Origin of the sequence: Mesonia mobilis DSM 19841, assembly GCF_000423405.1 — a bacterium.
Taxonomy (GTDB): domain Bacteria; phylum Bacteroidota; class Bacteroidia; order Flavobacteriales; family Flavobacteriaceae; genus Mesonia; species Mesonia mobilis.
Genome location: NZ_AUHX01000007.1, coordinates 79,263 through 105,138, shown reverse-complemented (window position 1 = coordinate 105,138; position 25,876 = coordinate 79,263). Strand labels below are relative to the sequence as shown.

Annotated in this window: 17 protein-coding genes and 1 pseudogene; 10 read left to right on the top strand and 8 right to left on the bottom strand. The window is 34.9% G+C overall.

From position 1 onward, the window contains the following. Window positions 1-55 precede the first annotated feature (55 nt). Window positions 56-1,741 (top strand): asparagine synthase B, encoded by a 1,686-nt coding sequence (gene asnB / locus G551_RS0107575; protein ID WP_027884998.1) that lies wholly within the window; start codon window positions 56-58, stop codon window positions 1,739-1,741. A 131-nt stretch (window positions 1,742-1,872) separates the two neighbouring features. Here the strand turns inward: asnB and G551_RS0107570 are convergent, their stop codons facing one another. Then, window positions 1,873-2,928: an NAD(P)-dependent alcohol dehydrogenase gene (locus tag G551_RS0107570; RefSeq protein WP_027884997.1), complete on the bottom strand. Its 1,056-nt coding sequence runs from the start codon at window positions 2,926-2,928 to the stop codon at window positions 1,873-1,875. Window positions 2,929-3,049: 121 nt separating this feature from the next. Between G551_RS0107570 and G551_RS0107565 the strand changes: the two genes are divergently transcribed. Continuing rightward, on the top strand, window positions 3,050-3,919 hold the full coding sequence (locus G551_RS0107565) for an oxidoreductase (RefSeq protein WP_036243499.1): 870 nt from the start codon (window positions 3,050-3,052) through the stop codon (window positions 3,917-3,919). Between the two features lie 66 nt (window positions 3,920-3,985). Here G551_RS0107565 and G551_RS0107560 read toward each other — a convergent pair whose 3' ends face one another. From G551_RS0107560 to G551_RS0107545, 4 genes are all read right to left on the bottom strand, one after another. Continuing rightward, window positions 3,986-4,771 carry a hypothetical protein gene (locus tag G551_RS0107560; protein ID WP_027884995.1) on the bottom strand — a complete coding sequence of 262 codons (786 nt, stop codon included), beginning with the start codon at window positions 4,769-4,771 and terminating at the stop codon, window positions 3,986-3,988. An 8-nt stretch (window positions 4,772-4,779) separates the two neighbouring features. Beyond that, the gene (locus G551_RS0107555) at window positions 4,780-5,520 is read right to left on the bottom strand and encodes an MIP/aquaporin family protein (RefSeq protein ID WP_027884994.1); all 741 of its coding nucleotides are present in this window, start codon (window positions 5,518-5,520) and stop codon (window positions 4,780-4,782) included. 3 nt (window positions 5,521-5,523) lie between these two features. After that, complete coding sequence (glpK, locus tag G551_RS0107550; RefSeq protein ID WP_027884993.1) at window positions 5,524-7,029, bottom strand: glycerol kinase GlpK; 1,506 nt, start codon at window positions 7,027-7,029, stop codon at window positions 5,524-5,526. A gap of 87 nt (window positions 7,030-7,116) precedes the next feature. Further along, window positions 7,117-8,694 (bottom strand): glycerol-3-phosphate dehydrogenase/oxidase, encoded by a 1,578-nt coding sequence (locus G551_RS0107545; RefSeq protein WP_027884992.1) that lies wholly within the window; start codon window positions 8,692-8,694, stop codon window positions 7,117-7,119. Window positions 8,695-8,915: 221 nt separating this feature from the next. On the opposite strand from G551_RS0107545, the gene G551_RS0107540 reads away from it, so the two are divergent. Beyond that, entirely contained in the window at window positions 8,916-9,668 is a 753-nt protein-coding gene (locus G551_RS0107540; RefSeq protein WP_027884991.1) for a DeoR/GlpR family DNA-binding transcription regulator, read from the top strand. Here G551_RS0107540 and treF read toward each other — a convergent pair. Continuing rightward, on the bottom strand, window positions 9,655-11,310 hold the full coding sequence (gene treF / locus G551_RS0107535; RefSeq protein ID WP_027884990.1) for an alpha,alpha-trehalase TreF: 1,656 nt from the start codon (window positions 11,308-11,310) through the stop codon (window positions 9,655-9,657). The two genes, G551_RS0107540 and treF, sit on opposite strands and share 14 nt — an antisense overlap. 153 nt (window positions 11,311-11,463) lie before the next feature. Here treF and G551_RS16950 point away from each other — a divergent pair. The 3 genes and pseudogenes from G551_RS16950 to G551_RS0107525 all read left to right on the top strand — a co-directional run. Then, window positions 11,464-12,246, top strand: a pseudogene (locus tag G551_RS16950) (choice-of-anchor L domain-containing protein); the annotation flags it as partial. 42 nt (window positions 12,247-12,288) lie between these two features. Further along, window positions 12,289-15,549 (top strand): T9SS type B sorting domain-containing protein, encoded by a 3,261-nt coding sequence (locus tag G551_RS0107530; protein WP_378913887.1) that lies wholly within the window; start codon window positions 12,289-12,291, stop codon window positions 15,547-15,549. A gap of 345 nt (window positions 15,550-15,894) precedes the next feature. Continuing rightward, the gene (locus G551_RS0107525) at window positions 15,895-17,370 is read left to right on the top strand and encodes a site-specific integrase (RefSeq protein WP_027884988.1); all 1,476 of its coding nucleotides are present in this window, start codon (window positions 15,895-15,897) and stop codon (window positions 17,368-17,370) included. A 19-nt stretch (window positions 17,371-17,389) separates the two neighbouring features. On the opposite strand, the gene G551_RS0107520 is transcribed toward G551_RS0107525, so the two are convergent. Beyond that, entirely contained in the window at window positions 17,390-17,995 is a 606-nt protein-coding gene (locus G551_RS0107520; protein ID WP_027884987.1) for a recombinase family protein, read from the bottom strand. Between the two features lie 237 nt (window positions 17,996-18,232). Here G551_RS0107520 and G551_RS0107515 point away from each other — a divergent pair, with 237 nt between their 5' ends. The 4 genes from G551_RS0107515 to G551_RS0107495 are packed head-to-tail and all read left to right on the top strand — an operon-like array spanning window position 18,233 to window position 24,851. Beyond that, window positions 18,233-19,783 (top strand): type I restriction-modification system subunit M, encoded by a 1,551-nt coding sequence (locus tag G551_RS0107515; protein WP_027884986.1) that lies wholly within the window; start codon window positions 18,233-18,235, stop codon window positions 19,781-19,783. Continuing rightward, window positions 19,780-20,991: a restriction endonuclease subunit S gene (locus tag G551_RS16215; protein WP_051191322.1), complete on the top strand. Its 1,212-nt coding sequence runs from the start codon at window positions 19,780-19,782 to the stop codon at window positions 20,989-20,991. The genes G551_RS0107515 and G551_RS16215 overlap by 4 nt, the downstream gene beginning before the upstream one ends. A gap of 4 nt (window positions 20,992-20,995) precedes the next feature. Beyond that, window positions 20,996-24,169 carry a type I restriction endonuclease subunit R gene (locus tag G551_RS0107500; protein ID WP_027884985.1) on the top strand — a complete coding sequence of 1,058 codons (3,174 nt, stop codon included), beginning with the start codon at window positions 20,996-20,998 and terminating at the stop codon, window positions 24,167-24,169. After that, window positions 24,162-24,851, top strand: a complete 690-nt coding sequence (locus G551_RS0107495; RefSeq protein ID WP_027884984.1) for a M48 family metallopeptidase — start codon at window positions 24,162-24,164, stop codon at window positions 24,849-24,851. The genes G551_RS0107500 and G551_RS0107495 overlap by 8 nt, the downstream gene beginning before the upstream one ends. Before the next feature lie 124 nt (window positions 24,852-24,975). On the opposite strand, the gene G551_RS0107490 is transcribed toward G551_RS0107495, so the two are convergent. Beyond that, a complete protein-coding gene (locus G551_RS0107490) occupies window positions 24,976-25,545 on the bottom strand; it encodes a hypothetical protein (RefSeq protein ID WP_027884983.1) in 570 nt (189 codons plus the stop codon). Window positions 25,546-25,876: the final 331 nt, after the last annotated feature.

Sequence of the window (25,876 nt, the reverse complement as noted above, 5' to 3'; positions counted from 1 at the left end):
TATAGCAGGGTTGATTTTTATTATTTATTAATTAATTTATTTAAAATGTAACTTTATGTGCGGAATTGTTTGCGCTTTCGATCTAGAGGAAGCCTCTGAAACGTTACGACCTCAGTTACTGGAAATGGCGAAATGTATTCGTCACCGTGGTCCAGATTGGAGCGGTGTGTACAGTAACGAGAAGGCCATTATGGCGCACGAGCGCTTGGCGATTGTAGATCCCACTTCAGGGAAACAACCTTTGTTGTCTGAAGATGGTAATTTGGTACTTGCTGCCAATGGTGAAATTTATAATCACCTTAATCTACGAAATCAGCTAAATGGTAATTATAACTTTCAGACCAATTCTGACTGCGAAATTATACTCGCACTTTATAAAGAAAAAGGAGCGAAATTTTTAGATGAACTCAATGGTATTTTTGGTTTCGCTCTTTACGATGTAGAAACTGATGAATACCTCATTGCGCGAGACCATATGGGGATAATCCCGCTTTATATTGGTTGGGATGAAAACGGAACCTTTTATGTAGCTTCAGAATTAAAAGCGTTGGAAGGTAAATGTATGAAGATTGAATTATTTCCTCCGGGGCATTACCTATCAAGTAAAGAAGAAGGTTTTCAGCGTTGGTACGAACGTGATTGGATGGAGTATGACAATGTGAAAGATAATGAAACCAGTATCGAAGATTTACGCGAAGCTTTAGAAAAAGCCGTACACCGTCAATTAATGAGTGATGTTCCTTATGGAGTTTTACTATCAGGAGGTTTAGATTCATCTATTACTTCAGCATTAGCAAAAAAATATGCACAAAAGCGTATTGAAAGTCAAGATACCGATGAAGCTTGGTGGCCACGTTTACACTCGTTTGCAATTGGTTTAGAAGGTTCACCAGACTTAGCGGCAGCCCAAAAAGTTGCCGACCATTTAGATACGGTACATCACGAAATAAAATTTACCATTCAAGAAGGTTTAGATGCGATTAAAGATGTGATCTACCATCTGGAGACTTACGATGTAACTACCGTAAGAGCTTCTACGCCCATGTATTTAATGGCTCGACACATTAAGTCGATGGGAATTAAAATGGTACTTTCCGGAGAAGGGTCAGATGAGATTTTTGGTGGTTACCTTTATTTTCATAAAGCGCCAAACGATAAAGAATTTCATGAAGAAACCGTTCGTAAGCTAGACAAACTACATATGTACGATTGTTTAAGAGCTAATAAATCACTTTGTGCTTGGGGTATCGAAGGTCGAGTACCTTTCTTAGATAAAGAGTTTATGGATGTTGCGATGCGTTTAAACCCAAAAGATAAAATGATTAATGGGGAACGTATTGAAAAATGGGTGCTTCGTAAAGCATTTGAAGATTATTTACCAGAAAGTGTAGCTTGGCGCCAAAAAGAACAATTTTCTGATGGAGTAGGTTACAGTTGGATCGATACTTTAAAAGAAATGGTTAATGAAAAAGTGAGCGATGAGCAACTAGCCAACGCACATTTTAAATTCCCAATACAACCGCCGAGTAGTAAAGAAGAATATTATTATCGTTCAATTTTTACAGAACACTTCCCGAGTGATGCTGCAGCCTTGTCGGTACCTTCAGTGCCTTCGATTGCTTGTAGCACACCAACTGCTTTAGAGTGGGACGAATCGTTTAAAAATATGAACGATCCATCGGGTAGAGCTGTAGCAAACATTCATAGTGATGCTTACAAAAAAGACCAACCGGTAGAATAGTAGCGTTAAAGCTTTTTAAAATAATAATAATCCCTGATAGTTTTTACTGTCAGGGATTTTCTTTTATATGATTAAAAGCCTAAAATCTATAATAGACTTTAGGCTTTCGAATATATAACTTGATGTGATAATTAGTTTTTCAGAGACTTCATATCGATCACAAAACGGTATTTTACATCAGATTTGGTGACGCGCTCGAAAGCTTCATTAATGTTTTGCATATCAATCATTTCAATATCAGAGACTATATTGTGTTCTCCACAGAAATCTAACATTTCTTGAGTTTCCGGGATTCCACCGATTACAGAACCAGCAACATTTCTTCGTTTAGTAATTAATAAACCTCCATGCATTTCTTCTAGCGGTTCAATCGCACCAACTAACACCATTGTAGTATCTCTTTTTAAAAGATTGATGTATGGATTTAAATCGTGCTTTACCGGAACGGTATTCAACAGAAAATCGAACGATGCGGCATGTTTCTTCATCTGTTCTTTATCTTTCGAGATCAACACCTCATCGGCTCCTAATTTCTTAGCGTCTTCACTTTTGCCCGGTGAAGTTGTGATCATCACCACTTTTGCACCTAGAGCAGCTGCAAATTTAACGCCCATGTGACCTAAACCACCTAAACCAATAACTCCTACTTTATCTCCTTTTTTTACTTTCCAATGGCGAAGTGGAGACCAAGTGGTGATCCCTGCACATAATAACGGCGCAGCTCCTTTTGCATCGATATTTTCAGGTACTTTCAATACGAATTTTTCTCTAACTACTACCGTTTCAGAATAACCGCCGAAGGTGTGACCGCCCAAATGTTCATCTTTACCATTGTAAGTTCCCACCATTCCGTTTTCACAGTATTGCTCTAAACCTTCTTTACAAGATTCACATTCTTGGCAAGAATCGACCATACAGCCAACACCTACTAAATCTCCTTCTTTAAATTTTGAAACTTCGTTACCGGTTTCAATAACGCGACCAATAATTTCGTGCCCAGGAACTACAGGATATTTAGAATTGCCCCAATCGTTACGGACTTGGTGAATATCACTATGGCAAACCCCACAGTATAAAATATCGATCTTCACATCGTTTGGTAAGACTTCTCTACGTTTAATATCTAATTGTTCTAAATCGGCGTCACTAGCTTTTGCGCCGTATGCTTTTACTTCTACTTGACTCATTTTATAAAATTTTGTTTTCAATTTAATAGATTTATGACTTCTTGAAAAATTTAGCGAGAGGCTTTAACTTTTTTTAACGCTGTATATTGATGTAGGTTAGTATTTTTAGAAAAACATCACGATGAATAAAATTGCCATTATTACCGGAGCCAATACCGGATTAGGTTTGGAAACTACAAAGGCTTTTGCTGAAAAAAATATTGAAGTAGTAATGGCTTGCCGAAATGAAAGCAAAGCTGAAAAAGCTAAAGCTGAAATTTTAAAAGAAATCCCTAAAGCTCAACTAAAAATTCTACCCTTAGATCTATCGAGTTTAGATGCTGTAAGAAGTTTTGCTGAAAAATTTAAATCTGAATATAACTGTTTAGATATTCTAGTGAATAATGCCGGATTAATGATTCCGCCTTATGGGAAAACTAAAGATGGTTTCGAATTACAATTCGGGATTAATTATTTAGGTCATTTTCTGTTAACCGGTTTACTTCTAGAACCGTTAAAAAATGCTGCTGAAGCAAGAGTGGTAAGTTTAAGCAGTTTGGCACATAAATGGGGCGATATTTATTTTGAGGATCTTCAATTTCAAAACAATTACGACAAACAGAAAGCTTACGGGCAAAGTAAACTTGCCTGTTTAATGTTTGCTTACGAATTAGACCGAAGACTAAAAGCACAACAGCTTTCAGTTAAGTCTTTAGCAGCACATCCCGGACTTTCGAGAACCAATTTGTTTCGGCATTTAACAGGAATGATGAAGTTGCTTACGCCCTTTGTATATCCGTTCACGCAATCTGCTAAAAGTGGAGCGCAACCTCAAATTAAAGCTGCTTTAGATGAAAAATTAGCGGGTGGAGATTATCTGGGGCCTTCGGGTTTTCAAGAATATTCAGGGAAACCAAAAGTGGTCGACTCGAATGCTATTTCAAATGATAAAGAAAAAGCAAAGCGGCTTTGGGAGATTTCTGAAGAGTTATGCAATTTTCAGTATTTATAAAACAAAAAGTCGGCTAAATGCCGACTTCTCTCGTTCAAATTAAAAAACCTCCTTACTCACACAAACTTAAAAAAGGTTCACAGCAACTTGAATTGCACCATATTCCTGTAACGGATTCCACGAAGCGGTTGCCGAAACAGGTAATGTATACTCTAAAATTTCTAAATCTCTATTGTAAATAACACCTACATTATTAATCGTAGAGTGATCGCCATAAAAGTTAGCATCGCTCATAAAAGAAAACGCTCCGCCAACAAAACCTGCTAAAGACCAATCTTCTTTATCTAAGATGACATAGCTAGCTTCAACATAATTAGAAAAAGCATTTTTAAGCTCACCATTATCGTCTACATAAGTATCTCTACCTTGTACAATGGTTGCCCAAGAAACTTTCAACGGAATTTTTTTGAATTGATATGCCAAACTTACATCGATAAAATGTGAAGTTTCTGCACGATCGTAATTAAAAAAACCAACATCTGGATAATCGCTAGTGTTATTAATATCCCAAACAGCAAGCGTAAAACCTTTATGCATAAAACTTACGTAATAATCATACTCGGTATACTCACCGTTAAAAGATCTTCCCCCCCAAAGTCCTGCTTTAAAAAAGCCGTTTTTTGAAGTGTAATTTACATCTGCTGCAGTTACCGGAGAGTTAGATACGTGATAACCTCTCCATAAGTGCATATTTTTAAGCTGAAGATTAAAATGAAACAGCTTCTCTTCGTCTTCCTTTTCCTCTAATTTCTCTTCGTTTCTCTCTTCGATAATATTGTCTTGATCTTGCGAGAATGCCGATTGACTTAGGAAGATCCCGAAGAATAAAAATAGATATTTTAATGATTTCATTTTTCAATTTATTTACCAAGTGTTAAAAATACAACTGCAGCTAAAACGGCTCCGATAAGTGGTGCTACGACAGGAATCCAAGCATAGCCCCAACCGCTATCAATTTTTCCTTTAATAGGTAAAATAGCGTGAACAATACGAGGTCCTAAATCACGAGCAGGATTAATAGCATATCCGGTGGTACCTCCTAAAGAAAGCCCAATTGCCCAAACAATAAATGAAACAGGAATTGCGCCAATAGCTCCTAAACCAACTTTTGTGGTTGAGCCTACTTCAGTCTCAAAAGAAGCTTCAGCAAAATAGAAAACACAAATAATTAATACGAATGTTCCTATAATTTCACTGATCATGTTTCTAAAAGTATTTGGGATAACCGGCATTGTACAAAACACCGCTCTTTTAGCACCACCATCTTCTGTGGCATCAAAATGATCTTTATACATTAAATAAACCAACGAAGCACCTAACATAGCGCCAATAAATTCTCCTGCTATAAAAGTGGGAACATCTGCCCAAGGAAATAATCCTCCAACGGCCAAACCAATTGTCACCGCCGGATTAAGATGCGCTCCACTATACGGACCTGCAATTACTACGCCTGCAAAAACGGCAAGTGCCCAACCTGTAGTAATAACGATCCAATCGCTACCTTGACCAATAGTTTTATTCAAGTTTACATTGGCTACCACGCCACCACCTAATAAAATTAGAATGGCAGTTCCTAAAATTTCTGCTATAAATGGTGTCATCTTTTATTCGTTTTCTGTGTTATCACTCCAGTGCTGAAGTGCTTCAATAGCGCGATACCAACCTTTAATACCGTGTTTCACTTCTTCTTGCTCTTCAGTAGGCTGAAATTTCACGTCTTCTTCCCAAGTTTCCTGAATTTCATCGGTATCTTTCCAGTAACCTACAGCTAATCCTGCTAAATATGCAGCACCAAGCGCAGTAGTTTCAGTTACTTTTGGTCTTACGGTAGTCGTGTTTAAAACATCTGATTGAAATTGCATCAACATATTATTAACCGATGCACCACCATCTACACGAAGTTCATGAATATCGATCTCAGAATCGGCTTTCATCGATTTTAGAATATCCATGGTTTGGTAAGCGATCGCCTCTAAAGAAGCTCTGGCAATATGTGCATCTGTAGTTCCTCGAGTAATACCGAAAATGGTTCCTTTAGATTCTTGATTCCAGTAAGGAGCACCTAAACCTGCAAACGCAGGAATAAAATAAACGCCTTCACTACTTTTTACAGAACTTGCTAAACTTTCTACTTGTGAAGATTTATGAATAATGCCTAAACCGTCGCGTAACCATTGTACTACAGCTCCACCTATAAAAATACTTCCTTCCAGACAGTATTCTGTTTTACCATTAATACGCCAAGCCACAGAAGTAAGTAAGTTGTTTTTAGAAATAATTGGTTTTTCTCCAATATTCATCAACATAAAGCAACCTGTTCCGTAGGTATTTTTAACCATCCCTTTTTTGGTACACATTTGTCCAAAAAGAGCGGCCATTTGATCTCCTGCAATCCCTGCGATTGGCACTTTAGAAGCGAAAATTGTAGTCTTGGTATGCCCGTAAACTTCACTAGAATCTCTAACTTCAGGAAGCATATTTTTTGGTATATCGAAAAGCTCTAATAACTCTTCATCCCAATCCATCGTATTGATATTAAAAAGCAATGTTCTAGAAGCATTGGTTACATCGGTTACATGAAGATCACCTTTAGTAAAATTCCAGATTAACCATGTATCGATGGTTCCCATCAATAAATCTCCGGCTTCAGCTTTTTCGCGAGCGCCTTCAACATTATCTAAGATCCATTTTACTTTGGTTCCGGAGAAATAAGAATCGATCACCAATCCTGTTTTCTCTTGAATCATTTTTGCTTTACCGCTGGCTTTAAGTTCTGTACAATATTTTGCAGTTCTTTTATCTTGCCAAACAATAGCATTGTAAATTGCGTTACCCGTATTTTTATCCCATACTACAACGGTTTCGCGTTGATTCGTAATACCAATGGCTTCAATGTTTTTACCATTAAGTCCTTTCTTGGTTGTTGCTTCTGCAGCAACGCCGGCTTGAGTTGCCCAAATTTCTGCAGGGTCGTGTTCTACCCATCCCGGTTTTGGGAAATATTGAGTAAATTCTTTTTGGGCTACTGAATGAATTTCGCCTTTTTTGTTGAATAAGATAGCTCTAGAACTAGTAGTTCCTTGGTCTATCGCAAGAATATATTTATCCATAAAATTTAAGATTTAGATAAAACTGTTCTCTGAATGCTCGAGCGAAGAGATCAGTTTTAGGTTTTTATTTATTGAGTTGTGGGTTAGCTAGATGGTATAATTTTTTGCTATTTTATTGAAAGCTTCTACCTGGTTTTTCTTCCAATTTTCGTCTTTACCTAGTTCTTGTGCGAGTAATTGTGCAACAACGGGAGCACTTTCTATTGCAGCTTTTGCATTTAAAAATAAAGCTCTTACTCTTCTAGACAGCACATCGTCTATTGTTCTTGCCATTTCGTATCTCGCTGCCCAAATTACTTCAGCTTTAGTGAATGGTAAATTCGGATTTAATTTTTCTGCAAGATTCGGCTCATGCTTCATCAAGCTTTCGATCTTCTCTTTATCACTTCCGTAGATATATAAGTGATTTTCGAGATTAGTCATAGGTTGCGCTCCGTGTAATGCAAACTGTTCTGTTTTACATTCTTTTTTAGGAAGCTTCCCTAGACTAATAATTTTGTTTACCGTGTCTTGAGCCATTCTTCTAAAAGTGGTCCATTTTCCACCGGTAATAGTTACTAAACCTGCTTTAGAAACGATAATTTTATGACTTCTAGAAATTTCTTTACTTTTTTCTGAATTGTCTTTTGGTGCAGCAAGCGGTCTTAAACCTGCAAAAATACTAAGCACATCGTCTCTTGTAGCTTGTTTGGCTACGTATTTATTGAAGGTTTTTAAGATAAATTCTATTTCTTGTTCTTGAGCTATTGGCTCTAAGCTATGCTCATCTAACATCGTATCTGTAGTGCCAACAATTACTTTATCGTGCCACGGCACTGCAAAAAGTACACGACCATCATCGGTTTTCGGGATCATAATTGCATCGTTACCCGGCAAGAAAGATTTATCGAATACTAAATGAACCCCTTGGCTTGGTCTAACCATTTTACGAGCTTCAGGATTATCCATTTGTATAATTTCATCGGTGAAAATTCCAGTAGCATTAACTACGGTTTTACCTTTAAAAGTATATTGAGTATTCGTTTCTGTATCTGTTGCTTTTACTCCAGAAATATTTCCTTGTTCGTCTTTTTCTAGACCATTTACTTTAAAATAGTTGAGTAAAGTCGCTCCTTCTTCAATACAAGATTGCGCAACATTTATTGCTAAACGAGAATCATCAAATTGACCGTCCTGATAAACAACACCACCTTTAAGCTTTTCTTGTTTTAAGGTTGAAAGTCTGCTTATGGTTTCTTTCGTTTTGATGTGTTTTGATTTCCCTAAACTTAATTTACCTGCTAAAAAATCGTAAACTTTTAAACCAATGGTGTAATACATACCTTCCCACCATTTGTAGTTAGGAATTATAAAGCTTTGGTTTTTTACCAAGTGCGGAGCGTTTTTCGCTAACAATCCTCTTTCGTGTAAAGCTTCTTTCACCAAATCGATATCGCCTTGTGCTAAATAACGAACACCACCATGAACAAGCTTTGTACTTTTACTAGAAGTTCCTTTGGCATAATCTGCCATTTCTAATAATAGAGTTTTATAACCACGAGTGGCACTATCTAAAGCAGTACCTAAACCTGTTGCTCCACCGCCAACTACAATTACATCCCATTCTTCATTTGCATCTATTTGGCTTAAAATAGCTTCTCTAGAATATATATTTTGATTACTCATCGTTTTGTTAAATTACGAATACAGGTCAAAAATAATAAAAAAATTATAAAACGAAACAAAAAGAAAGTAAAAAATTACAAATGTGATAATTCAGCATAAAAACGAAAGCTAAATTCTTTCGTAATATTTCAATTGCATTTATTGGGAGTTTTACGTTATTATTATTCTAACGCGGTATTGAAGTTCTATTTTTTATATTTGCCTTTATAATTTGAGCATTTATGAAAAGACATCAAGAAATTTTAGAAATACTTCAAAAAGACAACTACGTAGAAGTAACCGATTTATGTGAAAAACTTGATGTTTCTGCAGTAACTATTCGAAAGGATCTAAAACTTTTGGAAGATAAAGGCTTGCTTTTTAGAACACACGGCGGCGCTTCTTTCGAAAATCCTTATATGAAAGATCGTCCGGTTAATGAAAAAGAAAAAATCTCTATTGAAGAAAAAAACGGGATCGCTCAAGCTGCTGCTAATTTAATTTCTGAAAACGATTCTTTTATGATCGCTTCAGGAACCACCGTGCAAGCTTTGGCAAGAGCTATTAACATTCAAGGGAAGCTAAATATTATTACTTCTTCGTTAAATGTAGCGGTGGAGCTGCTTAAAAATAAAGATTACGATGTTATTCAATTAGGAGGTAATGTTCGCCATAGTTCATCTTCGGTAATTGGGCATTATGCAAATTTTATTCTGAACGATATTTCTTGCAATCAATTATTTATTGGTGTCGATGGGATCGATCTTGATTACGGCTGCACAACAACCAGTTTAGAAGAAGCTGCGCTGAACCAAAAAATGATTCAGTCTGCTCAAAAAACAATTGTTTTAGCAGATTCTTCAAAATTCGGAAAAAAGAGTTTTGGTAAAATATGCAGTTTAGATTGTGTACATCATATTATTACCGATAGCGGAATTTCTTCAAAAGTCGTTAATCGCATAAAAGCAATGGGTATTAAACTTACGGTTGTGTAGTTTCAACTTTTTCAGAAGAAAGTTTTTTGTAAACTCCATTGGTCCATCCAAAACCATCTTGATTAGGGTATTCACCGCCGCCACCTTCACGATTAATATTTACGACGTGGTATTTTTCTAAAATTTTATATTCTCTCTGGTAAACCTTTTTATTTAGATTGAGCCATCTTTCTTTTACCGTTTTTGCTAAAGAATCCTGTTGGTAATTACGTAAACCTTCAATAGCTAAATATTGCAGCGGAGCCCAACCGTTTGGCGCATCCCATTGTTGAGTAGTGAAATTAGTACTCGCCAATAAACCACCGGGGACTAAAAACTTCTCTTCTAATTTTTCTTTTACTGAATAAGCTTGTTGCTGCTTGCTGACTTCAAAAAATAACGGATAAATTCCTGCCAGCGACCAAATATTGGTATGCTCTTTTTCTTGAAAATTATAATCGAAATAAAAGCCGAATTCTTCATTCCAAAAATATTTTTGAATCGCTGCTTTGCGTTTTTCAGCTAAATCCAAATAATACTGTTGCTTGACTTCGTCTCCTTTAATATGATAAGCTTTTGCAATTGTTTTTTCGAGATTATAAAGCAAACAGTTTAAATCTACCGGAATAATATTTGTAGTATGAATATTAGGCAATCCTGCCTCTTTATTATTGTCGTCGTAAAACCAGCGACTTGAAAAATCCCAACCCGACTCAGCTGCGGCTCGGATATCTCGATAAACTTCTTTTTTTGTTTTTTCAGGATAGAGTTGAATTGCTTTTTCGGCTGTTTCAATATCTTCCATATAGCTTTCGGGTCTAGGTGTGCTCTTATTGTCCCAATATCGGTTTAAAATTTCTCCGCCCGGCATTTTAACGGTTCGAAGCCTTGTGTCTTCTTTTTGCTGAAGCTGATTTTTACCTGTCATCCAGAAAGCGTACTCTCTTTCTAAATGTGGTAAATATTCTGCATACACCTGCTCATTTTTTTCTTCAGCTAAAACATCGATCATTAATGCGTAGAAGGGCGGTTGTGAACGACTTAAATAATAGGTTCGATTTCCGTTGGGAATAAAGCCGTATTCTTCAATTAAATAAGAAAAATTATCGATGATATTTTGAATGAGTTCTTTTTTACCGTCTTCTTGCAGACCTAAAATCGTAAAATAGCTATCCCAATAATAAACTTCTCGAAATCTACCCCCGGGAACTATATAGGAATGTGGTAACGGAATTAACGTTCCTGAATGTTTTTCATCGGCCGGGCGTTGTAGAACATCCCAAAGTTTATAAATATGTTCATTGATATCTGAAGAATCTGCTTTGTAAGAAGCATTTTCTTTTGGTAGCTTAAAGTTTTGAATTACAAAATCTTTTAGCTCTTCATCATTAGGATTATTTAGTTGAGAGAATTTGTTTCTAATGGTTTCAACTTCAAAAAGAGGAATAGCATCTACAAAAGTTTTACTGTCGTTAAATAAATGATGATTTTTTTGAATGGAATAAAAAAGATCACCATAAAGTTCTTCCGGAGTCTGAATATTTATTTTTAACGCTTTTTTAACAGTTTTGGGGTTTTCGTACTTCATCATTGCTAATGTTACACAAATAAGCAATAAAAACAAAGTAAACCTATTAATATTACTCAAATATCTGATTTTCATAAGCCTAAAAATAAATAATACGAATAGCAATTTAAAGAAACTCTATTGCATTTCATCGAGTAAAATTTGCTTTTCATCGTAATTTATGATAATATTTGCATTTAATCGGCAGATTTGCCTCTTGGACGACAGGTAATTATGCTATAAATTATTATGAAAAGGAATATGAAGAAACTATTACCCCACGTAATTTTATTGTTGTCGCTTGCAGGTTTTTCACAGACGGTTTCGATACCTCAAAATGATAATTCACCTGAAGATTTAGTTAATGTATTGTTAAATAACGCTTGTGTTGAAGTTTCTAATGTTGAGATTTCTTCTGAACAATCTGTTGCATATTTTACTAATAACGGCGGAGCATTTCCTATTGAAGAAGGTGTGATGATTAGAACAGGTAATGCTTATTTAACACAAGGACCTTATACCGATGAAAATTTAAGTAGTCAAGTCAATAGTTTATCAGACGATGTATTAGAGCAAATTAATCAAGATTCTGGGCAATCATCGATTTTGACAGATTTAGCTTTCTTAGAATTTGATTTTGTGCCGTTGTCGAGCAATTTTCGATTTAATTTTCTGTTTGCTTCTAATGAGTATGGAGAATGGCAATGTGTTTCGAGTGATGTGTTTGCTTTCTTATTAACTAATTTAGAAACCGGAGAAATGCAGAATTTAGCAGTAATACCGGGAACTGACACACCAATATCGGTAAAGAACATTAAGGATAGTGATTTTAATAATTCTTGTGAGTCTGATCACGGAAACTTATTTGATACTTATAATGTAAACACGCCAGAAAGCTCTACAGTTAATATGCGTGGTTATACCAAATTGTTGGGAGCAGAAACAAACATAACTCCAGGAACTCCTTATAAAATTAGATTGGTAATTGCAGATTCTAACGATGCTAACTTTGATTCAGCGATATTTTTAGATGCTGGTAGTTTTACGGCAGATGTAGATCTTGGTCAAGACAAAATGATCTGTGAAGGAGATGTTTATTCTTTATCAACCGGATTAGATGTAGAAGAATACGATCATAGTTGGACGTATAATGGTCAGATAATTCCGGGGTTAACTTCTAATACTATTCAGGCAAGTCAATTAGGAACTTACGGTGTTTTGGTAACAAAAGAAGGGACTAATTGTTTAATTAGTGATCAAGTTGAGTTTACAGATTTAAGTCTTCAAGAACCTGAAGATATTGTTGCCTGTTATAGTGGTGAAGGTGATCACGTTTTTGATCTTACCTATAATGATGCTGAATTTTTAGGTATAGAAAATAGTGATTATGTAGTTCATTATTTTGCTTCAGAAGAAGATTTACAATCTTTAAACCCAATCCCTTTATCTGAAGTTGATCATTATCTAAGTTTAGGTAATCAGACTGTTTTGGTGAAACTATTCAATATGGCAACAGATAATTATTGCTCTTCTGTTACGGATTTTGAGTTGTTAATTAATGATCAAATGGAGCTTCAAACTCCTGATGCTTTTCAGTTATGTACCATGCCCGGCATACCTACTCAAATTTCTTTGGCGATAGTGAATACTTCTATCGTTGATTCTCAGGAGCTCTTTAATTATAATTTTTCTTATTTCAATGCCGAAAGTGATGCATTAGCAGGAACTAATCCTATTGCTGATTTTGCTAATTATGAAATACCTTCAGGTCAAAGTTCAGAAGTGATTTGGGTGAGAGTAGAAGAAAATCAAAATCCTTATTGTTCAGAAGTCGCACCGGTAACATTTCAACTAAACGATCCGCCTCAGGTATCAGAATTAGAAGATGTGGTAGAGTGTGAATCTTATTTTTTACCAGAGATTGAACACGGTAATTATTATTCTTCTCCAAATGGTCAAGGAGAACAACTGCCGGTTGGTTATGAGGTAACCGAGTCGGGAACCATTTATATATTTAATGGTCCAGATGAAAATGGGTGTATAAACCAAAGTAGTTTTAGAGTTATTCTAATTAAAGATTATTCTGTTGAATTACAGCATTGCGGTCAGTTTCAAATCCCACATCCACCTGCGGGAGAGTTTTATACCCAACAAGGAGGTCCAAATGGAGGTGGAGATCTTTTACCGTCCGGTAGCTTTATTTATGAGAGTCAAACCATTTGGTTTTATGCAGAAATTGAAGGAGAATTTTGTAGAGAAGAAGATTTCGAGATAGAGATATTGCCGTTGCCGTTGGTAGATGAGTTAGAAGATGTTGTTACTTGTGGAAATTACGAGCTGCCTCACATAGAAAATGGTGATTACTTTTCAGATACTAATGGTAATGGAGTGATGTTGTCTGAGGGCGATGTGATCTCACAATCCAATACATTTTATATTTATAATGATGATGGGGTTTGTGATAATCAGCATGAATTTAGTGTAATTATTGTGCCTGAATTTCAAGATTTAGTCGTGTGTGGTGGTTATGAGTTGCCAGAACTTTCAGTAGGTGGTTTTTTTACTGAAGCTGAAGGTCAAGGAAATCAAATACCTGAAGGAGCTTATATAGAAGAAAGCCAAACCATTTATTATTATGCGCAAACTACTACGATGCCTAATTGTACAAATACGACTTCATTTTATATACAAGTAAAACCCATTCCGCCTGTCGATAGTTTAAATGATGTTGTGTTGTGTGAAGATGAAACCTATGTGTTGCCAGAAATTGTTCATGGTCAATTTTTTACCGATTCAGGTAGATCTGGAGATTTATTAGCAGCAGGAGGTGTGATTACTTCATCTCAGACAATTTATATTAATAATGAAGAAAATGGTTGTGATAACGAAACTTCTTTTGAAGTAGAAATAAGATCTTATCCAGAAGTTTCAAATTTTACAGATATATATGATTGTCACGGCTATGAATTACCAGAAATTAATCATGGTTCTTATTATACTGAAAGTCTAGCGCAGGGAGAGCAATTATTTCCTGGAGATATCATAGAAGAAACTCAGACAATATATATCTACAATGAATATGAAGATTTATTGGGGTGTTATAATGAAGATTCTTTTACCGTATATATAGAAGGATTAGATTTAGCGCCGGCAGAAGATGTTTTTGTTTGTGAATCTTACACCTTACCTTCTTTAAGTGTTGGAAATTATTATACCGAAAGTGGAGGTGAAGGCAATCAATTAAATCCTGGTTATACGATCAATACAAATAGAGAGGTTTTTATTTATGTAAAAAACGGTACTAGATTTATTTGTGAGACAGAAGAAAGTTTTACCGTAAATATTGCGCAGCCCGATTTAAGTGTGATTGAAGATACTATCGAACGATGCGGTAGTTATACTTTGCCAGAGATGAGTCAAGAGAATTTTGAATTAAATTATTATTGGTCATCTGGAGCAGTAAATCAATTAACAGAAGGTGAATTGTCTTTCGATGTTCCGGGTACGTATAGAGTATTTGTTTACGCAAGTGCTGTTAATAACCCTGAATGTTTTGAAGAAAAAGAAATAGTAATTACAATTTATGAGCGTCCGCAACTTTATATTGAAGGAGGAACGATTTGTCGAGACGTTACTACAGGTGAAGTGAATTCATCGTTTTATTTAATTTCAGGTTTAGATGATTCAGAATTTAGAGTGCATTGGTATTTAAATGACGAACTCATCTTTACAGGTTCAGAATACGAAGCTACAGAAGCTGGAGAGTATTATGTTGAAGTTGAAAAGCTGAATCCAGAAATTGGCTCAGATTGTAATTATTTACCCACAACGGTAACGGTTGAAGACTCCGGGAGACCATTGGTAAAAGTTAATGTAACCCAACCTTTTGAAGATGTAGCTAATATTTCTGTTGAAATTTTAAAAGGTTACGGCGATTACCAGTATAGTTTAGATGGTGGAGGGTTTCAGGAAAGTAATAAATTTTACGATGTAGCTTCAGGCCCGCATCAAATTCAAGTTAAAAGTGAATATGGAGATTGTGGTACAGAGGCAGTAGAAATAGATATTGTAAAATATCCTCGTTTCTTTACGCCAAACGAAGATGGATTTAATGATACTTGGAATATATACGACTTAAAGTTCGATAAAAACGCAAAAGTTAGTATTTACGATCGTTTTGGTAAGTTGTTAACTGTTATATCTCCTTCGGGTAAAGGTTGGGCAGGAATTTACAATAGCAAAAATATGCCATCAAATGATTATTGGTTCTTAGTAGATTATGTTTATGAAGGGCAAAAAAGACAGTTTAAATCTCACTTTACATTGAAGCGGTAAAAAATAAAACCGATATTTTCAGAAAAGACCGTTACTTTGTAGTAGCGGTTTTTTTGTTGCACCCTATGTAGCACCCTAATTGAAAAAAGCTAATATTAAATATTTGTAAAAAACCTTCGGAAGTCAAGTGTAATGAGGCTTAAAACAAAAAACCCCGATCAAAGATCGAGGTTTCTGCGGTGGTGCCTCCAGGAAGATTTATTTTCTTTTTCACTACATTTCATTTTTTGTTAAACCCCTTTATTTACGTGCTGTTAGGGAGGGTTTTAAAAATTTAGTTGTTTCATTTTAAATTAAATTATTAGTTTTGATACCATAAAAAAACACAGTAAAAAACACAGTATTTTGAAACCTCCTAAATTTAGATTCTATTTAGAACCAAAAAATAAAGACCAAAAAAAAAGAACTGCTGAAGAGCTTATAATGGTAAGTATCAGTTATGGGTATTCAAAAATGCAATCTAGTGGTAAAAGGAGGTCATTACCTTGTAGGTTATCTGTCGAAGCCAAGATACAACCGAGTAAATTTGGTGATATTAAAACTGGGTATAAATTCGACCCAAATATTTTCAAAAAACACACCCGAACGAATAGAACTATCGAGAACAAAATGAATCGAATTAAAGATGAGGTTTGGAAACTTGAATCAAAATATGTAGCGGAAAATAAAACACCATCACCAGCAGAATTAAAAGAAGAGTTATTAATCCGATTAAATCGAAAAGATAGGGTTGATGATTCAGCAGTCTCAATTTTAAAATTTTTGCAAGCTGATATCGAAAAATATGAAAATGGTGCAGGTAAAAATGCGGTAGATAAAATTACTACAAATACCATTAAAACTTATAAAACATTAAAAACCTTAATCGAGGAATATGAGTCGGTGATGTCTAAAGAGATTTTTTTTAAAGATTTTGATGTTGACTATTATTGGAAATTCTGGGATGTGACTGATGAAATTTTACGAGGTGAAAAAGTAGTTGAAGATTCAATTAGAGATAAAAAGCAAACTAAAAAGAAATACGGGTATTCGGTTAATTCGATTCGTAAATATCAAGACGCTTTAATTAAGACAATTCGACGTGCTAAACAATCGGGTATAGTATGCCCTATAGACGTCAACTTAACAGACCTTAAAACACCTAGTGTACCGTCGTCTAAAGATATCTTTGTCAATCAACGTGAACTTAGAAAATTGATAGACACAGATGTGTCATATGATACCTTACTTCAAATGGCTAAAGAGTTTATTATTATAAGTAGTTTAACGGGAATGAGGTATCAAAGTATGGTTGATTCGAGTTCTCAGCCTATTGAGTATTGTGAAGATAAAGAATTTGATGAAAATGGTAAAGTAATAAAAAAATGTAATTTTAAATACTTCTTAAGTACACAGCAAAAGACTAATACTGAGGTATATATGCCAATATTGAAACCTGTTGAAGACATAATTAATAGGCATGGTGGTGTGTTTCCTAAATGGTCTGTTAATGGTACAATAAATAGAAAATTAAAAGAATTATTTAAGTTGCTTGAGTTTGATGATGAATGTATTGAAAAAAATGTAACGTATCATTTTGGGGAAATCAAAACGAAAAAACCTAAATACAAGCTGATTTCGGCTCACGATGGTAGAAAATCATTTCTTACAAATTTAGATATTCTAAGGGTTGACCCTGATATAGCCGATAATATGACTCATCCAGATAAGAAGCCAAACAATGCTATGAGAAAAGTATATGTAAAGACCGAGTCAATGATAAAAACTAAAAGATTTGTTGATGAAATAAATAGGATAAATTCAGATATATACACTTTTTAATGATATATATAATTTAGATTTAAATAGTTTTCATTTTTGATTTCACATTCTGTACCGTCCCGACACTTACACCAGTTATCTTAGCTAGCTTCCTAACTGACAAATTGGGATGCTTATTGATTTCTTTTACTACGGTTCTATACTTCTCTAAAAACGCTTCATCACTCATCGAAGAACCACGCTCTCGACCTTTATAAACACCCTTGGCTTTAGCAATTTTTATGCCCTCTAATTGTCTTTCTCTAAGATTATTACGTTCCATTTCAGCGACGTTTCCAAGAACAGATATAATCAGCTTAAATACTTGATTAGGCTTACCATCTACCATCGATTCAAGTCCCAAATTATCAACTCGTAATATCACACCCTTATTATTAAAATATTCTAATGTAGTCAAAACATCGTATAAATTTCTACCTAGACGGTCAACCGCAGCTACCGATACAAAATTGATATCACCATTATCAATAGCATCCATCAATGCTTTACCTTGTTCACGTTCTTTAAACGCCACAGCACCACTGATAACATCATTAAAAATGATTTCGTCAGGGTGATTACGTACTAACTGACGTTCTAGTTTTTGGTTTGGAGATGATATTCTATTGTATCTTGCTTTTTTCATATTCTTGATTTAAAACTAAGATACGATATTTTAATTTTATGTACAATATTAGGGTGGTTTATTTTGAACGGTTGATTTAAAATCAAATCAATGTTTAATGATAATGTTATGTATCAAGTTTAGCCTTTAGTCTAATTATGAACACTTAGCAATTTACCTTGCTCAGATGTTAACAAACTCACAACATTTTAGTACATTTACCGCTACCCTACACAAATTACTAATTCAATATATCAAATGAACTTAAAACTTGATACACTCGAATCCTGGTTATGGGAATCGGCTAATATATTACGAGGGTCAATCGATTCATCAGATTTTAAAAATTACATTTTCGGATTACTGTTTCTTAAAAGAACCAACGACACTTTTGAAGAAGAAGTTGAACTTTTAATGGAAGAAGACGGTAGTACCCGTGAAGAAGCTGAAGATGATGCCTACTTCAATTTTCCACCTGAAGCCCGATGGGATTACCTTACCAAAGTAACTGAGAATATTGGTGTTGAACTCGATAAAGCTTTCGCAGCCATAGAACGGGAAAATACCTCTTTAGAAGGTGTGTTGACCACCACCAAATTTGGTGATAAAGACAAGCTTTCCGATGATGTCATCAAGCGTTTGTTAAGCCATTTTAATCAATATTCACTGCGTAATGCAGACCTGGATTCTCCACATATTTTGGGTGATGCGTATGAGTATCTAATTAAACAATTTGCTGATGATGCAGGTAAAAAAGGAGGCGAATTTTATACCCCACGTGGTGTGGTTCAACTTATCGTCCAACTCATAAAACCTGAACCCAAGCAACGTATCTACGACCCAACAATGGGTAGCGGTGGGATGTTGATTGAAGCTGCTAATTACATCGCCGAACAACCTGAAGGCAAAATAGGTAAAAACATTAATGTGTCTTTATACGGGCAAGAGAAGAACTTAAGCACTTGGGCAATTGGTAAATTAAATATGCTACTTCATAATTTTACTGATGCCGATTTACAGAAAGGAGATACACTTGTGTCACCAAAACATATTGAAAACAACGAACTAATGTTGTTCGATAGGGTGATTGCCAACCCGCCATTTTCGCAAGGCGAATGGTGGACACCTGCGGAAACCAATGTGGAAGTTAAACTCGATAAAAACGGGAAAGAGAAAAAAGTCACCCCAAAATATAATACACAGGTAACCGACCCTTATGGGCGTTTTCAGTATGGTATCCCACCACGGGGTTATGCCGATTTAGCTTTTTTACAGCATATGATATCCGTATTAAAAGAAGATGGTAAAGCGGGTGTCGTATTACCACACGGTACTTTGTTTAGAGGTTCTACCGAAGGTAAAATACGTAAAGCTTTGTTACAAACCGATTTAGTCGAAGGTATCGTAGGTTTACCATCAAAATTGTTTTACAACACGGGTATCCCTGCATCCATCTGGATTATCAATAAAAACAAAACCGAAGCGCAAAAAAATAAGGTAACGATTATTGATGCGAGTAACGATTTTAAAGAGGGAAAAAACCAAAACCAGTTACTAGAAGACCACGTACAGAAAATTGTAGAGGCGTATGATGGCTATACTGAAGTGGATAAATATATGCGTGTGGTAGCTATTGATGAAATAAAAGAAAACGACCATAACCTCAACATTTCACGATATGTTGATACAAGTGAGCCTGAACCTGAAGTAGATATGGTAGCGGTAAAGCAAACCATTGCCAACTTAGAACAACAAGAAGCAGAAATTGACCACAAGCTAAGTGGGTTTTTAAAGGAGTTGGGGATATGAGTATGAGAAATGAAGTGCCCACAGGATGGGAAGATAGAAACTTAGGAGAAATTGTTAAATTTTCTGGTGGTGCACAACCTCCAAGAAGCACTTTTATTTATGAACCTGAAGATGGTTATGTTAGACTTATTCAAACTAGAGATTATAAGACGAGTAAATATAAAACCTATATACCTTCTAAACTCGCAAGAAAAAAATGTAATAAAGATGATATAATGATTGGGCGTTATGGTCCTCCTATATTTCAAATTTTTCGAGGTCTTGAAGGTGCTTATAATGTAGCATTATTAAAAGCCATTCCTAACGAGAAAGAACTAAATAAGGAATATTTATATTATTTCATTACACAATATAATGTCTGGGCATTTGTTGAAAATTTATCTCAAAGAAGTGGCGGGCAAACAGGGGTAGATTTAGACCAATTACGAAAATATCCCTTCCCACTCCCACCCCTTCCAGAACAACAAAAAATTGCCAATATCCTAAGTACGGTAGATGAGAAAATAGCGGTGATTGACCAGCAAATTACGGCTACCGAAGAACTCAAAAAAGGCTTAATGCAACGCCTGCTTACCAAGGGTATTGGTCATACCGAGTTTAAAGATTCACCACTTGGGGAAATCCCTAAAAGTTGGGAAGTGAAGAAGATTAGCGAAGTTGCTGATTTTAGAAATGGAAAAGGTCACGAGAAAATTATTGATGAGAATGGTGCATATATAGTAGTTAATTCGAAATTTATATCTTCAGATGGGAAAGTGATTAAAAAATCAAATCAAAATCTTTCTCCATTAAATAAAGGAGACATAACAATGGTAATGAGTGATGTACCCAATGGTAAGGCACTTTCTAAATGTTATTTGGTGGATGAAAATGGTTTGTATACATTAAATCAACGCATCTGTTTAATTAGAGCTAAAGATATGATGAACAATTACTTTCTCTATCTATCCATAAATAGAAATAGGTATTTTCTTGCATTTGACAATGGAGTAGGTCAAACAAATTTAAAGAAAAGTGAAGTACTGGATTGCTTGGTTAAGTTACCGTCAATGAAAGAGCAAAATGAAATCACTGAAATTTTAAATAATGTAGATACAAAATTACAAACCCAAAAAGATAAAAAACAAGCTTATCAACAACTTAAAAAAGGATTGATGCAACAATTGCTTACGGGTAAAATTCGGGTTAATAATCTAAATGAAGCCTAAACCTATGAGTGATACTACCCAACCAGAATACCAATATAGTGAGTTGCCAGCTTTACAGCTTTTTGAACGTATGGGGTATACCAGTGGTAAAGCTACCCAACTGGATAAACGTAAAGATAATGCCGAAGTTATTTTTAAAGAAGAATTATTAGCGGCAATTAAACGTATTAATCCCTGGATTAATGATAATAATCTACAAAAAGCCTATCATACCATTACTTCCGTTACTGGTACTTCTTTAATAGAAATCAATCAGGACATTTGGGACTACCTGCGTGGGAGTAAACTTAGTTTAAAGCAAAAAATAGATGGTAAAGAAGAATTTCACCCCGTTCATTTCATAGACTACCATAATCTTAAAAACAACCATTTTCAGGCCATCAGCCAAATGAAATTTAAAGGTAAGTCGTGGAACTCAGAACCAGATATTATGGTTTATGTAAATGGGTTACCACTTGCCGCTATTGAGTGTAAATCACCCAAAGCTCAAAATGCCTGGGAAACTGCTTATGGTGATTTAAAACATTATCAGGAGAATTCAGAAAAGCTATTCCACTTTAATCAGTTAATGGTGGGTATCTGGCAAATTGGTGGTAAATATGGTGCGGTAAATGCACCCAAACAATTCTATTCCGTTTACAAACCACATAAGGAAGAAGACCTGAGCTTTTTGGGAGATAACCCAAGTCGGCAGGATATTCTATTATATTCCATTTTCCGTAAGGAGCGTTTATTGGATATCATTCGCCATTTTGTGATTTTTGAGAATGATAACGGACGAATAATAAAAAAGCTACCAAGGTATCAGCAATTAAGAGCAACTAATAAAACCATACAAAGACTACAGGAAGACCGTGGTGGTGTTGTATGGCACACACAAGGTTCGGGTAAATCAATTACTATGGCCTATGTAACCAGGAAATTGATGTCACCAGAATTCGGGTTTGATAACCCAACGGTAATGGTAATGACCGACCGTAAGGATTTGGATAGGCAGATTACCACTACATTCCAAAATGTTGGGTTTAAAAATGTTACCCAAGCATCTTCCGTTGCTCATTTGGATACCTTACTAAGTAATGATTATGGTAAGATTATTACCACCACACTTCAGAAATTTCAAGAGACCGATAAAGACCAAACCGAAGTAGAGGAAACCGATAATATTAGGGTTGAAAAAACCATAGACAGCCAACGTAATAAGCTATTAAAAATCACAAAAGAACTCCAAAAAGGGAAATGGATAGTTACAGAAAGAGAAGAAATTGACCTTGCTCATCTATCCAGTAAAAAGAACCTGTATGTTCTGGTGGATGAAGCCCATAGGAGTCATTATGGTTTTCTTGCCGCATTTATGCGTATGGTATTGCCACACGCCAAGTTTGTAGCATTTACGGGAACACCAATAAGTAAAGAAGATAAGAGTACACTGGGAGAATTTTATGGTGGTGACTACATTGATGTTTACACCATTAAAGAATCGGTTGCCGATAAAGCTACCGTAGAATTGTTGTATGACGAAGGGATAGCCCAACTAGATGTTAAAAAAGAAGAACTGGATAAAGAATTTGATGAGAAATTTAAAGATGCTTCTGAAGAAAAAAAGGATGTTTTAAAACGTGCCGCTTTAAGAAAATACCAGTTATCCTATAGTAGAATGCGGGATGTGGCCAAGCACATAATCACCAATTATCGTGACAAAATTTATACTGATGGTCATAAAGCTATGTTGGTAACAGCAGGACGGGAAGCTGCTATAAAGTATCAGAAGATTTTTAAAGAATTACAGGATGAAGATTTTCATCATTTCAAATCTAAGGTTATTATCAGTTTGGGTTCAGCCAAATCAGATGAAATAGCTAAAGAATACTATACCGCTGTAGAACATAACAAAGAAAATCCTGATAATCCCAAACCCATTTGGGTAACTCCACCCGAAGACGTAAAAACGGCAACTGAAGATTATAAACTTCCATTTGGGGATGAAGATGAAAAGGAAAAATCTGGCAAGAAAAAATACGATAACACTGCGTTTCTAATTGTGAGTGATATGCTATTAACTGGGTACGATGCACCAATTGCGAGTGTGTTGTACCTGGATAAATCATTAAAGGAGCATAATTTACTACAAGCCATTGCAAGGGTGAACCGTTCCCGCAAAGGAAAAGATGCGGGTTATATTGTGGATTACAATGGTATTTCTTCCTATCTAATTCAAGCAATGGAAATCTTTAGTGGAGATTTAAGACCAGATGATATCTTAAAGAACCTAGCCGAAGAATTACCAAGGTTACAATTAAACCACAATAAATTGGTTGAGTTCTTTAGACCAATGCGTATCGATAGATTATACGAACGTGAAAAGTATATAGATGCTGCTTTGCGGTATATTGAACCCTTGGATAAGCGAGATGAATTTAAGGTCTTACTAAAAGAATTCAATAAGTCCATTCACATTGTATTGCCGAACACTAAGGCAATGAAGTATGAAGATGACTTCAAGCTCTATAACGAAATCAAACTAAGAGCCAGAAATGCCTATCCAGATGATGAAGATTTAAAAGTAAGTCAGGATGAAAGTAAGATGCTACAAACAATGATTGATGAGCATTTGCGTTCTGAAGGTGTGGAGAATTTACTGGAAGAACCCATATCAATTATTGATAGGGAAAAGTTCAAAGAAGAAATGTTGAACGCTTCACCATCAACCAAAGAGTTGAAAATGCGAAATAACCTGAAGCACACCATTAAGGTTGGTTTAGATAAAAACCCAGATTTTTTTAAGCCATTAGCGCAGCGTTTAGAAGAATTGCTTAAGCAGAAAAAAGAGCAACGCATTACCGAAACTCAGTTGCTGTTAGCTTATGCTGGTTTGGTTGATAAAATTGTAGAAGAACAAGAAGAAAGTAAGAGCAAGGGCTTCAATACAGAGCAAAAGAAAGCCGTTTACAACTCAATGAAAGCTATCCTTGCTGAAGGAGCAGAAGATGCAACACATACACTCTATGACCTTATTTCAGGTGAATTAAGCATAGTTGGGTGGTCTAATAAAAGTAGGGTTAAAAAAGATATTGAGAATAAAATAAAACGTTACCTAAGAAGTAAATTGGAGAACGTTGAAGCAAAGCAAAAAGCTAAAGATTTGTTGGATATATTGATTAAAAATAAAGATGCCTAAAGTCCTATACGGTAATAAAACAATAGATTACTCCATTCAAGAAAGAGATGGGCTTAAATCGCATTATATTACGGTAGAGCGAGGTAATGGTGTAGTGCTTAAAGGGAAACCTGTTTCTATTGAAAAATCGCAACGATTGATTCTTAAAAAAGCCAAATGGATACTCAATAAATTGAACCTAGTAGAAACTATTGATGAAGGTGATATTGTAACTGGTTCAAGAATTCAATATTTAGGTCGTCGATATTATACCCAAATAATTCAAGATGCCACCATTAATTCTGTCAGTATAAATTTTAATGAATCAAAATTTAAAATTACCGTTCCTGAGAAATATTCGCAAGATGATATTCATATAGCGTTAAAAGATTTTTTTAAAATCAAAGCTGAAGAAAAAATTACACCACGAATAAATAAACGGTCTAAAGAAACTGGTCTTAAGTTTAACAAATTACGCTTTCAAAAAATGGAAAAACGTTGGGGAAGCTGTACGGCAAATAACAATATCATAATCAATATTGATGCTATTAAACTACCTTGGTCTTTAATTGATTATTTAATTATTCATGAACTTACGCACACTAAAATTAAAAATCATTCAAAAGATTTCTGGGCTGAATTATCAAAACACCAACCTAACTGGAAGAAGTTAGACAATCAAATGTTAGATTTAAAATTATAAATTTCTAAACCAGTGTTTGAAGACGGGTCTAGTAATTTCCTTAGATTCACTTGTTTTCTTTTAAATTCCTATTTAGATAAGATAGTAATGCCCTGTTATTCAAAAATCTATTTGGTACAATATTTTACTTTCGTAAATACTTTTCAGCGCAGTGTCGGTTCTCTACTTCACCCACTAAGACATCATATTCAGATTCGATTATACCGCTATCTTTTATGATTTTATGTATTACAGGGAATAATGTTTCATGGTCTAATTTAGAAAGGCCATGAACGTGATTTACCCCTCTTTTTGTTTTTTCGATTACGAAACACCATTCATTTTCTAGTTGATTTGGGAAAGCTTTCTTTACTTCATTAATTAAATAATGGTGAGCATCATCATCATAATTATCCTTCATTACCCAAGTGATAAATGACTCCCATCGTTGATTGTATCTAGTAGCTTTTTGGGGTTTATATCTGCTATAAAACTCATCAACTATAAGTTTACTTATGTGCCATTTGTTGTTTTCTTTATAGAGAAATTTTTTTTGATTCTGATATTTAATTTTTAGCTTAGATAATCTACTTCTTAGTGTTCGTTCACTTATACCTGTTATTTTTATGACTTCACTGGTAGTATAATAATCTTGTACTTTATGCTTCTTGTTGAATATTGCTAAATGCTCATGGTATTTAAGTTCAGGTATCATGTATATATAATATTAAATCTATTTTATTAATCATGTATTTAATCAAATACATAAAAGGGTCAAGGGTTATTATTGTTTTTAAACCCTCAATAATATATATGCACGTGCAGATAAAAAGTCATATTTATTTTTAAATTATTTATTAAAACACTGAAAAACAGCACCTAATATTTTAATTTATTTTTTGAATGTGATTTCAAAATTGATTTTGCAAATGGTGAAAAGATTTGCAGGTTCTATTTTTTTGATTATTTAAAAAAATTTGAAAAAAATTTAGAAAGCAATGCCATCTCGATTATTGAGTGTATACATAGGGAGGGGGTATAAGAGG

Bases quoted from the DNA above. Each gene is read 5' to 3' on its own strand.
- asnB (WP_027884998.1), top strand. From the start codon at position 56: ATGTGCGGAATTGTTTGCGCTTTCGATCTAGAGGAAGCCTCTGAAACG.
- G551_RS0107570 (WP_027884997.1), bottom strand. From the start codon at position 2,928: ATGAGTCAAGTAGAAGTAAAAGCATACGGCGCAAAAGCTAGTGACGCC.
- G551_RS0107565 (WP_036243499.1), top strand. From the start codon at position 3,050: ATGAATAAAATTGCCATTATTACCGGAGCCAATACCGGATTAGGTTTG.
- G551_RS0107560 (WP_027884995.1), bottom strand. From the start codon at position 4,771: ATGAAATCATTAAAATATCTATTTTTATTCTTCGGGATCTTCCTAAGT.
- G551_RS0107555 (WP_027884994.1), bottom strand. From the start codon at position 5,520: ATGACACCATTTATAGCAGAAATTTTAGGAACTGCCATTCTAATTTTA.
- glpK (WP_027884993.1), bottom strand. From the start codon at position 7,029: ATGGATAAATATATTCTTGCGATAGACCAAGGAACTACTAGTTCTAGA.
- G551_RS0107545 (WP_027884992.1), bottom strand. From the start codon at position 8,694: ATGAGTAATCAAAATATATATTCTAGAGAAGCTATTTTAAGCCAAATA.
- G551_RS0107540 (WP_027884991.1), top strand. From the start codon at position 8,916: ATGAAAAGACATCAAGAAATTTTAGAAATACTTCAAAAAGACAACTAC.
- treF (WP_027884990.1), bottom strand. From the start codon at position 11,310: ATGAAAATCAGATATTTGAGTAATATTAATAGGTTTACTTTGTTTTTA.
- G551_RS0107530 (WP_378913887.1), top strand. From the start codon at position 12,289: ATGATCTGTGAAGGAGATGTTTATTCTTTATCAACCGGATTAGATGTA.
- G551_RS0107520 (WP_027884987.1), bottom strand. From the start codon at position 17,995: ATGAAAAAAGCAAGATACAATAGAATATCATCTCCAAACCAAAAACTA.
- G551_RS0107515 (WP_027884986.1), top strand. From the start codon at position 18,233: ATGAACTTAAAACTTGATACACTCGAATCCTGGTTATGGGAATCGGCT.
- G551_RS16215 (WP_051191322.1), top strand. From the start codon at position 19,780: ATGAGTATGAGAAATGAAGTGCCCACAGGATGGGAAGATAGAAACTTA.
- G551_RS0107500 (WP_027884985.1), top strand. From the start codon at position 20,996: ATGAGTGATACTACCCAACCAGAATACCAATATAGTGAGTTGCCAGCT.
- G551_RS0107495 (WP_027884984.1), top strand. From the start codon at position 24,162: ATGCCTAAAGTCCTATACGGTAATAAAACAATAGATTACTCCATTCAA.
- G551_RS0107490 (WP_027884983.1), bottom strand. From the start codon at position 25,545: ATGATACCTGAACTTAAATACCATGAGCATTTAGCAATATTCAACAAG.